The organism is Streptomyces sp. NBC_01077, from assembly GCF_045162855.1.
Taxonomy (GTDB): domain Bacteria; phylum Actinomycetota; class Actinomycetes; order Streptomycetales; family Streptomycetaceae; genus Streptomyces.
Genome location: NZ_CP108669.1, coordinates 9,702,130 through 9,715,274, shown reverse-complemented (window position 1 = coordinate 9,715,274; position 13,145 = coordinate 9,702,130). Strand labels below are relative to the sequence as shown.

7 protein-coding genes and 1 pseudogene are annotated in these 13,145 nt (G+C 63.3%); 5 read left to right on the top strand and 3 right to left on the bottom strand.

Annotation, left to right across the window (positions count from 1 at the left end; all coding sequences use genetic code 11):
• From OG462_RS43570 to OG462_RS43555, 4 genes are all read left to right on the top strand, one after another.
• Positions 1-2,382: a hypothetical protein gene (locus OG462_RS43570; protein WP_406053756.1), complete on the top strand. Its 2,382-nt coding sequence runs from the start codon at positions 1-3 to the stop codon at positions 2,380-2,382.
• Position 2,383: 1 nt separating this feature from the next.
• Positions 2,384-3,223 (top strand): lantibiotic dehydratase C-terminal domain-containing protein, encoded by an 840-nt coding sequence (locus OG462_RS43565; RefSeq protein ID WP_406053758.1) that lies wholly within the window; start codon positions 2,384-2,386, stop codon positions 3,221-3,223.
• Between the two features lie 110 nt (positions 3,224-3,333).
• Positions 3,334-4,326 (top strand): ABC transporter ATP-binding protein, encoded by a 993-nt coding sequence (locus OG462_RS43560; RefSeq protein WP_406053760.1) that lies wholly within the window; start codon positions 3,334-3,336, stop codon positions 4,324-4,326.
• A gap of 20 nt (positions 4,327-4,346) precedes the next feature.
• Complete coding sequence (locus OG462_RS43555) at positions 4,347-5,084, top strand: ABC transporter permease (protein WP_406053762.1); 738 nt, start codon at positions 4,347-4,349, stop codon at positions 5,082-5,084.
• A gap of 529 nt (positions 5,085-5,613) precedes the next feature.
• Here the strand turns inward: OG462_RS43555 and OG462_RS43550 are convergent.
• Positions 5,614-6,420, bottom strand: a complete 807-nt coding sequence (locus tag OG462_RS43550) for a transposase family protein (protein ID WP_406066300.1) — start codon at positions 6,418-6,420, stop codon at positions 5,614-5,616.
• A gap of 936 nt (positions 6,421-7,356) precedes the next feature.
• On the opposite strand from OG462_RS43550, the gene OG462_RS43545 reads away from it, so the two are divergent.
• Positions 7,357-10,032, top strand: coding sequence for a LuxR C-terminal-related transcriptional regulator (locus OG462_RS43545; protein WP_406053764.1), 2,676 nt, complete (start codon positions 7,357-7,359; stop codon positions 10,030-10,032).
• A gap of 174 nt (positions 10,033-10,206) precedes the next feature.
• On the opposite strand, the pseudogene OG462_RS43540 reads toward OG462_RS43545, so the two are convergent.
• Together OG462_RS43540 and bluB are read right to left on the bottom strand one after the other, a co-directional pair.
• Positions 10,207-10,395: pseudogene (locus tag OG462_RS43540) on the bottom strand (transposase); the annotation flags it as partial.
• A gap of 1,578 nt (positions 10,396-11,973) precedes the next feature.
• Positions 11,974-12,669 (bottom strand): 5,6-dimethylbenzimidazole synthase, encoded by a 696-nt coding sequence (gene bluB / locus OG462_RS43535; RefSeq protein WP_406053766.1) that lies wholly within the window; start codon positions 12,667-12,669, stop codon positions 11,974-11,976.
• Positions 12,670-13,145 lie beyond the last annotated feature (476 nt).

Sequence of the window (13,145 nt, the reverse complement as noted above, 5' to 3'; positions counted from 1 at the left end):
ATGACCAGGATCGCCGGTCTTCCAGCAGATGTGCTGGACATCGTCAGCTCGTCCACCCGAGGATTGCTTACCGAACTGGCCGAACACGACGAGCAACTCAGGAATGCGGCGCCAGCTCTCATCGACTTTCTCTATGGTCTTATCCCCCTCCTGGACGACGATGTGCCGCTGCGCCGTCAGGTCCTTGCGGGCAAGCGAGCCGTCGGCAGGCTTGCCCCCCTCCCCTGGAACGCGCAAGCGCACCAGCGACTGGCAGCCCGGGCCACGGCGCAGGAGTTCGCCCAGGTCGAGGCATGGATGGATCTGGCTCAACACCAGATGGACCTGCGAGAGGCACTCGGCCGCCAACTGGAGGCTGACCGCACCGAAATGGTCGAACGATTCAGAGCCCTCATGGAGTCAGATCGGTTTGCTGAGTCGCTGGCACTGGCTGCCCCTGATTGGATGCGGCACGGCAAGCATCGTGCCGCGTCTCCGAAAAGTATCAGGACGCTGTACTCCTATGTGTCTCGGACGTCAGCGAAGACCAGTCCGTTTTCGGGACTGACCGCCGTGGGGCAGGCCGGCGCCCAAGGGCTCGGCCGCGCCCAGAGCCGGGTTTCCGCGGCCACGGCCTACGTGGCGCTGGAATACATCGCCCGCACAAGGGAGACTGCAGACCTCATCGAGTACCGGACAGCGCCGGTACGCCCCGGGGGTCCTCAAGAGCCCAACGGGCTCATGCTGCAGGCGGAGCTGACCGCGGCGGCCGGTGCCATCTGGCGCCAGGAACGCGTCGTCGAAGCCGATCATGCTCTGACATGGATCAGCCGACTCCCCGAGCGCTTCACACTGAGCGAATTCCTCAGAAAGATGGGCGGCAAGCAGCCTTTCTCCCGCTTCCTCCGGCTCCTCGACTCGGGTGTGATCTACCCCATAGCGCCTTGGCGCCAGGGGCAGGACCCTCTCCTCGCTCTCGAAACCGTTGCGGCATACGTGCCGGAACTGGCTAAGGTCCTGTCGCAGGTACGCCGTACGGGCGCAACTGCTCACCACATGGACGTTCAGTCCCGGATCGATGCAGTCGAGCGGATTCGGCGGCTCACAGCCGACTGGGGAGCGCGCGCCGGGGGGCAGCGTGAGCTGGACACAGCCCTTCTGTATGAAGACAGGGAGACCGAGCTCCTCCTCCCTAACCCTTGCGACTCAACTGAAGTCCACGCCGGTCTCGAAAGTCTCGGGGAACAGGTGCGGCCCTACGTCTTCCGGTCCCATGTCTACGATCTTATCGTCGACCGCTTCCGGGATGAATTCGGTCCGGGAGGTACTTGCCGCGACGTGCTGGGCTTCCTCATGCGACTCACTGTGGACCGTGATTCGAATCCGCAGTTCGAAGCCGCCCTGGCATCGGACGCCTCGACCAGAGGGAAGGAGACAAACCATCGTTCCCGACTCCCGGTCGGACCTACGAGCGCACCTCCTGGCACGAGCGTTCTATTTCAGGTTGAGGAGCTCTCCGAAGAACCAGGAAGTCACCGAATAGTCGTTAATCAGTTCAATCCAGGCAGCGGCGGGCTCTTCACCAGGTTCAGCGCACTGCTGGGAGAGGAATTCCGGGCTGAGCTCACCGGCCATGTCGAACGCAGTTGGAACGGCCTGCAGTGTCTGGAGCTAGTTGTCTGGACTGATTGCAACACGGCCCAGGCCCAGTGCTCAGGGCTGCTGCCATCGCTGATGATTCCAGGTGAGATCGAGGCTGAGAACGGCACCTCGCTAGACGACCTTGTCCTGAAGCATGATCCTGCCACCGACACCGTGTCGCTGTACGACGTGCACGGAGCGCCCATTGGCCTTGTGTACCTGGGACTGATACCACCGCACATGCTGCAGTCGTATGTACGACTGCTGGCAGTCCTGGCGGACCCCTGGATCAACGGATCACCGCACTCCGACTACACCATGAGCCACAGTTTGTATGAGCACTGCTCTGAGGACGTCAAAGCGCTTCCTAGGATCTCCAGTGGTCGGCTCGTCACCAGGCGCGCTTCGTGGGTCGTGCCTGTCACTAGGATTCCTCGGCCTGAACCCAGCCGACACCGCGAGGCCGAATTTGCCATGCGGCTGGACGAGTTCCGCCGGGCCAACAACATGCCGGAAGAACTCTTCGTACACCAGTTGACCGGCGCAGGATCACCGCTCGGAGCCGACCGCAAACCCATGTGGGTTTCGCTGGCTTCGCCGCTGTCCGTTGAAGTCCTCCTGCACTGGCTTGGCTCCAGCACCGGGCATGTCCGCATGGTCGAGGCTCTGCCCCAGCGTCACCTGCAGCCGCAGGCCGACCTCGGCGGCCGGCGCCGTGTAACTGAGCATGCTGCGCTGCTGTTCTGGCCGCGGGAGGTGTGAGATGGACTGGTGGTATGTCTGCGCTTATCCCGGACGTGCAGAGCTGATGGACGAGGCGACCCGTGTCCTCATCCCCTGGCTCAAGGTTCAAGCACGCCAAGAGTCAGCAGCGAAGTGGTTCTTCATTCGCTACTGGGACACTTCGGGTCATCACCTAAGAATGCGTGTCCAGTGCACTGCAGACGGGGCAGATCGTTTGTACAGTCGCACTGAGGAGATCGCCGGCCTGCTCAGAACCCTGAAACCCGGCACACCCAGTGAACGGCTCGTTCCCGGGGCCGCCTTTTCCGGTGTACCCCGCAGCAGTCTCGTTCGGACCCGTCTGTACGCACCCGAGCTCGCCAGGTACGGGGGTGAGAGAGGTGTGCATCTTGCAGAGAAGCTATTCACGGCCTCAACCTCCTGGTACGCCGAGCAAGATCTAGCAGGATTGGATCACCGCCTCGGCCGTGCGGCTCTTGCCATCGAGTACATGCAGTCAATTGTCAGCGAGGCCCTGCCACTCGATGACCAGAAGGCATTCTGGGCAGAGCACAGGCGGCACTGGGGATGGCAGCTTCGGATGGTCATTCCAGAGCGGGAAGATCTGAGAGCGCTGCTGCGCCGCCGAGTGTCTGAAATCGAGTCGAGCACCGAAAACCAACTCGATTACCAGCCGGGGCTACGGAAGCATGTCGATACCATCCGTAACGTCCTGGATATCGGTCAGGCTGCAGCCTTGCCAGTCACTCGATCCCAACTGCTTCTCTATTACATGCATATGGACCTCAACCGCTGGGGCTTCCTCCCCGCCGAAGAATGCCTGTTGGGGCTTATTTCCTCGTCCCAGATACCCACCTAGCCCCCATAACGAAACCAGGAACCGAAAGTGATCAAAGAAGGCACTAACCTCGGCGAGACTGCACGCAAAACCCAAATTTGGCTCCACGCACTCAAGGAAGGCGGGTAGCGATGAGTGATCATCTGATGATGCCTCAAGCGGCAATCCTGATGACCAATGTGACGAAATGTTACAGAGGGCCACAGGGCGACATCACCGCCGTCGATAATGTCAATCTCGGTGTTCTCCCCGGGGAAATCTTTGGCCTCCTCGGACCTAATGGTGCAGGCAAAACAACAAGCATCGAAATCATGATGGGGCTCCGCGCACCGAGCAGCGGAACTGTCCGCATCCTGGGAATTGATCCGTCGAGAGAGCGGGACAAGCTGCGTAGTTGTGCTGCTATTCAACCTCAGCAAGCAGCACTATTCGAGAACCAGACTGTAGCCGAGCTTCTACGCACTTGGGCATCACTGTACCCGGAGCCAGACAGCGTCGATTCAGTCATTTCGCGGATGGGTCTACAAGGCGCCAGGGACGTCCGGGTTTCCAAGCTATCAGGTGGTCAGCGACAGCGGCTCCTGGTTGGAACCGCGTTAATTTCCCGACCGAAGGTTCTCGTTCTTGACGAACCCTCAACAGGGCTAGACCCCAACGCCAGGCAGGAACTCTGGGATGCTATCCGCATGCATGCCGATTCCGGTGGCACCACACTTTTGTCGACTCACTCGATGGAGGAGGCAGAGATGTTGTGCGATCGAGTCGCCATCCTCTTCCAAGGCAGGGTGGTCGCGTGCGGTGACCCTCATACACTCATGCGCAATCATGCTCCTGAGCAGGAGTTGCACTTTACTGTGTCCCCGGACACTGATCTGACATTCCTTAAAGATCACAGTGCGGTTTCGCATCTAGTGGCGCACGAATCCGACACCGGTATTCAAGTACGGCTCCGGACCATGGATTCAGACTCGGTACTGGGGATTCTCACCGGTCCCGTGGCGGCGAGGAAGATTCAAATCCGAGAAGCCAGCCTGGATGCGGTCTTTCGTAAACTCACTGGCAGAGCATTTGCCGAGGCTGACCACACAGAGTCCGCCGAGCGCACCAGGAAGGCGAAACTGTGATATCAACCGCGACTCGAGAGATGACGCTACTTCACGCCCGCGAACTGGTCCGGGACAGCAAATACTTCTACTTCGCTCTGGTCTTCCCGTTCGGAATGCTCGGCATATTCTTGGGTATAAATGCACTTCTCCCGAAGGGTCCCAGCGTTCCGGACTTCACGGCTACAGTCATTCCCATGTCACTATTCCTGGCGGTTACGAGTAGCGCCCTGACCGTTACCGCGGGGCCGCTGACAGAGATGCGAACCAAAGGAACGCTGAAACTCCTCGGGACAACTCCGCTTGGCCGAACTCGACTTATCATGACCCATATGGCGATACGAGTAGTGATGGTGGCTTTCCAATCGGTGCTACTTCTGACCGTGGCAGTCGCTATCGGGGCGGTAGCCATCTCTGCAGTGCCGGTAATGTTTGGTATCACGTTGCTCGGCATGGCCATGTTCGGATCCATCGGCTATCTTATCGGCGGTCGCTTGAAGTCCGCGAACGCCGCGGCAAATGTCGGCAACCTACTGCAGCTCGCGTCTCTCTTCCTGAGTGGTTTGGCATTTCCGCTCTGGCTGATGCCATCAGCCCTTGCGAATGTTTTGAGCTTCTTGCCCACTACATTCTACGCAGACCTGATGATGACACAGATATCTGAGAGTAAGTCGTCTCACCCTGCATGGCTTTCAGTCCTGGTCGTCGTCAGCGTTGCCTGCATGGCGATTTTTGCCTCTATCAGGACATTCAAATGGGATCAAGGCGAAGATCAATAGAAATCCAACTCGGAGAAAGCTTGTGTACTGAGGGCGAGTCGGCGGGAAGGCTTCTACCTTCACAGATTGGACATCGCCGATAGCAGATCCCATTCGGTGATCCAGGGAACCACGGGGATCAAAGTCAGATTCTGGTTCAAATGAGAGTAGGCGCAGGCATTTCGGCTTGAGCTATCCGGGCTGGTTATCCAATCCCGATGGAGGGATCAAATCCCCCGGCTCTGACTCGTACCTGAAGCACCGGAGATACCGGGAGTGTCATGAGTTACTGAGGTTGAACTCGTGGAGTCGTAGAGCTGCCGGCCGGTCGTCAGCTGCGGTATCCGGGAAGTGACTACGCTACGGCTCAGGGCGGCTGAGAGGTTCACTGAGCTTCTTCAGAGTGGCCACCGATCGGGTGACAATTGGGCCCACGAGAGCTTTGCGCTGCCGCAGCTCAGAGGGCAGTCAACCTCAGCCAGCCACTCATCCTCTGGAGTGACCGCTGAAGAAGCTCACTCAGGGAGAGGCGGTCTCAGTGAGCCGTTTTTCATCCTGAATAGCCACAGGTCAGCAGCGTGTGGACGGCCTGAACGATGGTGCTGATGCGGCGGGTGGAGCACCTGGCTCGTCGGAGGATTCGCCAGGACTTCAGCTGCGCGAAGGCGCGTTCGCCAGGGGCTCTCAGTCTGGCCTGGTCGCGGTTGAACTGCTGGTAGTGCTCGGGCTGTTCGCGGTGGTGGTAGTACGGGGTGCGGACGGTGGCGCCGGCGCCCTGGCAGGCGCGGTCTGCGAGGGCAGAGATCTGCCTGGTGAGGCAGGCTTGGGCGATGCCGTGGGCGCGGGCTGCGGTCGGGTCGTGGGTGCGGCCGGGTGCCGCGCGGGAGAACCAGAGTGGTGTGCCGTCGGGCCGGGCGATGACCAGCACGTTCGAGCCGTGCTTGCGGTGCTTCGTCGAGCAGCAGGGCTCGTCGGCGGCGATGCGGGCAATGGGAATCAGGGCGCCGTCGGCGATGACGAAGTCGCCCTCGCCCAGGCCGGTCAGGGACTCGTGCAGGCCCGGCGCCCATGCCGCGAGAATGCCGGGGGTCTCGTCGGCGTAGCGCCAGGCAGTGGCTGCCGGGATACCGAAGCCGGCTGCCAGGGCGGGCAGCGTCCCGTTCCTGTGCAGGTGCACCAGCGCGAGCAGGGCCTGCTGGAAACACCCCGGCTTCCGCCACCGCGAACGGCGTTCACACCTTCGCGCGCAGATGAGCCAGGAAACGTGCTCGGCCAGCTCATGCGGGACGTCGGCCGTGGCACGGGACGGGACCAGGCGAGGCTCCTCGGACGATGCGTGGTGCGTAGAGAACACCACCACAACGACCAGGAGCCCCGACTCGTTGCGCACCCCTACTGACCTGCTATTTCACCCCACAGAGACAGGATGAAAACGGCTCAGTGATCGCCAAAGACCTGCGGGTCAGAGTCCGCCCGGTGCAGCGATGGCGGCAGATGTGGGACCAGGGCGGTCCGCGGGCCCTGCGGTCGCAGGGGCCGGCGTCGCTGCCGAGGTTGAGGCAGAAGCAGTTCGCCCAGCTGGAGGCGGAGGCGGCCAAGGAGCCGGCCGCTCACGGCAGGAAAGACCAGCGCTGGACCCTGAGCTGCGTGAAGGCGGTGTTCGACCGGCGCTTCCACCTGACCTGCACCTCCAGAGCGTGCGCAAGCTCCTGGTACGCAACGGCTGGTCCTGCCAGGTACTGGCCCAACACGCGATCGAGCGGGATGAGGCGGTGGCCGGGTAGGCCAAGGAGGCGTGGCCCTGCGCGGAAGACTCGCGGCGGCCAGTGGACCTGGCTCGTCTTCGAGGGCCAAGTGCACTCCACGTCGTACTGCAGGGCACCGGCCGGACGCAGTCCGTGCCGGTATAGGTCGACGCTTGCTGCATCTCGGTGTCTCGGGCGGGCCCCATCCGGCGGGTCCGGTCCCGCTCATCCAGGCACTCGACATTCGGGGGCCCCAAGACTATCGGTCAACTAGGTAACGACTGCTCATCCCCCGACACTCTGCTGATCCCTACGTTGCCCTTGGCTGCCATGGCTTCACACCGGCAGCCGCCGAACGATGCGCGCCTCAGCCGGTGGGAGGACTGTGAACAGCGGACGGGACCAGATCACACACAGGCGCCGACTGTGACGTGTGCGGGCATTCTCTGTACACCCACTCTGGCGCGCTGTCTTGAGCAGAGCAGTGTTAAGCGTGCAGTTTCGGGCCATTCTCCTCAGGCAACCGGGCACGCCGAGAGGAAGTCGTCGTGAACACGCAAACCAGGACCGCGCAGTGGCCATTGGTCGGCCGAGAGACCGAGCTCAAGGGCTTTCAACAGGCATGGGCGGCCAGGCGAGCCGAGGGAACGGTGATCTTCGGGGTTGGTGGAGCCGGCAAGTCCCGGCTGGCAGATGAGTTCCTCTCCTGGGCGAAGCAGGACGGCTGGAAGATCGCTCGGGTAACCGCATCGGCAGCCGCTGCCGCGATACCCTTGGGTGCTGTCGCCCATTTGATCCCGGACGGTGTGGATCTTTCCAATCCGGTCAAAGGCTTCGCCGATGTGGCTCGAGTGCTGTCTGGCACGCAGCGCAGCCGATGGGCGGTACTGGTCGACGACCTGCATCTCCTGGACGCCACCTCGGCAGTACTGCTGCGGCAACTGCTGGACGTGGGAGTGATGCGGCTGATCGGCACGGTGCGTAACGGGGAGCCGATGAGTGAGGCAGTGCAGGCCCTTTGTGGCGGAGACGCCATCTACCGGGTGGACCTGAGCGAGCTCGACCGTGAGCAGGTCGCCGTGGCGCTCCGGAGCGCTCTTGGCGGCACGGTGGGGAAACGCACCGTGCATACGCTATACACCACATCGGGCGGGAACATGCTCTACCTTCGGGAGCTAGTTGAAGGTGCATTGTCGTCCGGGACGCTGACCAACGACGGACAGATTTGGGAACTGTCCGAGGATCAGCCGTTGGGGACTCCCCGGCTGACCGAATTGATCGGCGCCCACCTGGCATCGGCGGATGCGCGGGCCCGGCCGGTGCTGGAGATGCTCGCCCTGTGTGAGTCGATGTCTCTGGCCGATGCCGAAGCATTGGCGCCGAGGGGCGTTCTCGCGGAGACCGAGGCGGCCGGACTGACGCACACCCTGCAGGAGCGGCGCCGCACCACCATCTCCCTCGCGCATCCCCTGTACGGGGAAGTGCTGCGGTCCAAGATTCCCAGCATCCGCCGTCGTGGCCTCCTGCTCGAACTTGTCCACCGCATCGAGTCCCACGGGGCCAGACGGAGGGACGATCAACTGCACATCGCAAGCTGGCGGCTCACTGCCACCGGGACAGCTGACCCGATGCAGCTCATCCAGGCTGCCGCCCTCGCCTCCCATTCACTTGATTTTCAGCAGGCTGTCACTCTGCTGCGTGCCATACCCGCCGATCAACACATATTTATGAGTCTGCTGCTGCTCGGCAACTCGCTCTTCGAGCTGGGTCACGCTTCGGCAGCCGATGAAGCGCTGATCGGCGCTCACAAGCTGGCGAGCAATGACTCCGAGAAGCTGAGTGCAGTCTTTGCCCGGACCACAAGTCTCTTCTGGGCGAAAGACCGTACCGCCGAGGCCTTCGCGGTCAACGAAGAAGCCGCTGCGGAGCTCTCCGGTCCTTCAGAGCAGGCATGCCTTCGGGTGAACGAAGGCTTCATGAGGATATTCGCCGGCCATCCAGAGCGTGGATTGACGCTGCTGCAGGATCTCGGGGACGACCCGCTGACATTTCCGAGTCCCAACATCTGGGTGATGGGGGCCGCAGTCAAGCCCACGGCGCTGGCTCTCATCGGGCGCACCAGTGACGCGGTGAGGGAGGCCGAAGAGGCGTACGCACGGCATTCCCGAATCAGTGACCAGACACTGTTGCGCCCGGTCGCACAGTTGATACCCCTCGTATTGGCGCTTGCCAAGGCAGGGCGTCTGGATGAAGCACGTGAAATCGGAGGGCGCGCCCGGCAGGAGCTCGACGAGGTGCACAGCCCCCTCGTCGGCATTTGGCTTGCTTTCTATCAGGCCCATACAGAATGGCTGGCCGGCCACCCAGAGGACGCACGCCATTGGTTCGCCGAGGCAGCCGCGTTGTCTCGCGCCTGCCGCAACTACCGTGGGCTGCGGCCTGCACTTGCAGGACTCGCTGCTACTGCGGCTGTGCTGGGCAGAGTGGACGAGGCGGAGGCCTTCGTAAACGAAGCCGCCTCCTACCCCAGCATGGGCTTCCACAACGGCGAGGACCGCCTGGGCGAGGCATGGCTGCACGTCGCCCGCGGCAATCTGCGTAAAGCCCGCACTGTGTTGGCAGAAGCAGCAGAGGAAGCCAAACGCAACGGCCACGTCGCCTCCGAAGCTCTTCTCCTGACCGACATCGCTCGACTCGGGGGTGCCAAGGATGTCGCCAAGAGACTGGCCGAGCTCACCCGCACCTTCGACGGTGCGCTGTCCGCCGCCTACGCTCACCTGGCAACGGCATTGGCCGCGGACGACCCCGACCAGTGCTTGGCTGTAGCGGAGGAACTAACCGCCGTCGGTGCCGATCTCCTCGCTGCCGAGGCCGCCAGTGCGGCCGCCGCTGCATTGAGGCGAGTCGGCAAAACTCGCCGCGCCACGGCAGCAATACAGTGCGCGCAGGCGTATGCCTCCCGCTGCCAAGGTGCCCGCACGCCCTTGATAGCCATCAGTGAAGCCACACTCGCTCTTACTGCCCGTGAGCAGGAGGTCGCCCGGCTTGCCGCTCATGGCACCACCAGCAAGGACATCGCCGAAGCCCTGCACCTGTCAGTGCGCACTGTTGACAACCATTTGCACCACGCCTACACCAAACTAGGCGTCACCACCCGTCGAGGCCTCGCCCAAGCCCTGGGGCTGAAACCCTCATCGGGTGTTGCTCTGAAGCCGGTCCGCTGACCAATCGGACGGCACAGCAGGCCTCCCTCCTCATCCTGCAGGCGCAACGGTGGCCAGAGGCTGAGATGGTCCAATGGCCAACTCCGCGGCTCGAGCACCCCGGGACCGTCAACAACGAGAACAGCATCAACACGAGACCCTGGAGTCCGGGGTGCCCGGATCGGGCACCCCGGAGCGGCCGGCGAACAGCCTGCGGGGCCGATGGCGGGGCCGGCCTCTTCAGCAGTGGCATGAACTGGGTGACGTCATGCCTGTTTCCCCTCTCAGGGAGACGGCGAACGGGGTCCGGTGTCGGTCGACGATCAGGTGGTGCTTGCTGCCCGGCCGCCGCTGGTCGACCGACGAGGGTCCAGTGCGAGCCCCCTAGTCCGTGCTGTAGACGGTTCGAACTCGTTCGTGCAAGGGCTCGATCCGCATCACGCCTGTGACAGATGTCAGCGTTCACGTAATTCCCCATCCCGGCCTCCTTCGTCCCCATGCGTCGGCATCGACACGACCGTGCTGGTTGAGGGGGCCGCCCGATCTCGAAGTGTGCGGGCCGAGCCGGGCCGTCAAGGACGCCTCCGGCGTCGCCAAGGCCATGAGCTGCGCTCATCCTTGACTGCCCGCCCCGACCCTGAACCTCGGGCGGCCGGGGAAGATCTGGCCTCCCCATGGGGACGACGGTGCACCTCCGCGATCCCCATGGCCTATTCCGTGACGCTGGGGGTGGGGAACATCGGCGTCGTTCACAACAGATGCCTTGAGTCCGCCAGGCCCCGCCGAGGCCTCCTCAAAGGGCGGCACCGTCAGCGGACTTCGCGGAGTGACGGGCCCCAGGACTGCGGCCTCGTTTCCGGGGTCTCCTCCACCACCGCGAGACCTATGGACGCCGTCCAAACGTTGAGGATCACGGCGCGGGTCCTCTCCGGGTCCGGTCTCTTGCAACACCCGCGAGCTCTGCAGGCAGATCGAGCCCTGGTACGCACTGGTGTCGCAAACGGCTGCTGAGATGGCCGACCAACACGTCCTGGGATCAGGGCGCCACGTGAACCCCGAATGTGCTCGTGACCTGTATAAACGAACAGATCTTGGAGGGTGTCTTTGACCGTCTTCTGCGGACTCGACTGAGCGGACCGACACTACGACGTAGCATTCGTCGACGACACGGGCACCCTGCTCGGCCAAGATCCATATCACCGGCGATTCAGCCGGCTACAACAAGCTCCTGGGACTCCCGGCCGAACACGACGACAGCCCCAAAGGACCGCCAAAGACAGTGCTTCGCGTCAAGCCAGGTCAGGGGTTCCTGCCCGCCCGGTGAAAACGGGCAGGACGGCCGGCACAGGGAACAGCTGCCTGGGCCGGCCAGACCGCACGCCCCCCGGCTGCGACCACCCCTCGCCGTCGAAAGCGCGAAACCCGCTCTGACAGCGGGCCTATTCGATCACGCCATGCCACACCGGGCCGGAGTAACAAGTACTCCAGCGCCGTGTGTGCGCGGGCGAGTTGCGACCATCGCCGCCCAACGTGGCATGACCGGCATCGCGCGCCGGATCATCACAGCAGGCACCCGGTAAGGACATCGATGGGGTCATAAGGAGCACGGGCCACGAAGCGGCAGGAATTCTGGGGTGAAACAGGACCAAGCCTCCTCCCGCACCACCCATCACCGTCTCTGTGGCGCATCCGCTGCCTCACGATCACCACGGCCTCGCACCCTGAGAATTTAGTCCTTGCACCAGCCGTGGCGATGCTCTGCTGGCGGCGTCCGACCGAGGTCGCCATCCGCGAAGCGGAACACCCCACGACGGCGGAGCCGTCGTGGGGTGTTCCGCCGATGGCCGTCCGTCCCACCGGCCCGGCAGCAGAAACAGCATGTCCAATTCCAGCGGCACAGCAGGGCTGGGCTCAGGGCGCGTCGCGCACCGGCCAGGTGCTTCCCAGGCGCTGCAGCACCGGTCATCGCTGCAATACGCGGCGCCCAACCGGTGTGCTCTGCTGCCAGCCGACCCGATGCAGCTCGGGTGTCTCGTGCCGGTCGAGCGGGCGCCCCACACAGAGGTAAGCGACCAGTCGCCAGTCCGGCGGTACTTCAAGCTGCCTGGCGACACCGTCGGGGTCCAGGATCGAAACCCAGCCCACGCCGATGCCGTGCGCCCGCGCGTGCAGCCAGAACGAGAAGACAGCGGTGACCACCGAGTAGCGCAGCATCTCGGGCATCGTGCGCTGGCCAAGCCCGGCCCCTTGCGTGGTTCCCTCATCACAGAACACTGCAAGCTGCCGCGGCGCGTCGCGCAGTCCGGCCAGTTTCAACGTCGCATACAGCTTCGCACGTTCTCCGGAGTAGCCGGCCAGTGCGTCAGCGTTGGCCCGAGTGAAGTTCTCCGCCACGGCGGTCCGGTTGTCCGGGGCATCGACGGATACAAAGCGCCAAGGCTGCGACAGACCGACGCTGGGCGCCAAACAGGCAGCGTCCAGACACTGCTCCACCACATCGTCCGGAATGGGCTCGGTTGAGAAATGGCGTACGTCCCGTCGCCATCGGAACAGCTCGTACAGCGTCTCGCGGAAGCCCGGACCGAACTCCTCGGGCCCGGCTGCTGCCCCGTTGGCGGCGGGGGGCATACAGCCCTCCCGGGTCAGGTCGATCTTCAAAGCGTCCTCCTTGGAAGGGGATCAGCTGAGCACCATCCACAGTTCGCGATCACTTGCTCCATCGAAGTGAGCAATTGCTACTCAATGGAATGTATCGGCAGATAATGATTGACGCGCTCGCCTAGAACGCCACTCGAATGACGTACAGGGAAGTGACAGAGCGTCACCCCGGGCTGCCGCCAGGGCCGAGCCGCGGCCGCACGCAGGAGCACTGATCGTTCGCGGCGGCCCGGGATTGCCGGCGGCGTTGTCCAGTCGGGTCGGAGGCTTGCCCGATGGCATGATCACCCAGCTGCGCGGCGCCACCTCTCCCCGCATTCCGACACCGACGTGGCACCCGCTCACCGCGCCGGCCACCGCACCGAACCTGTCTCCGTCAGGCCGCCAGATCGGATCACCGTCACTCATCCGTAGAGCCTCCGCGACCCGGGCCGGACGTCACCACCACGGCCGGACATGCCCCGAACCGGGCGAGG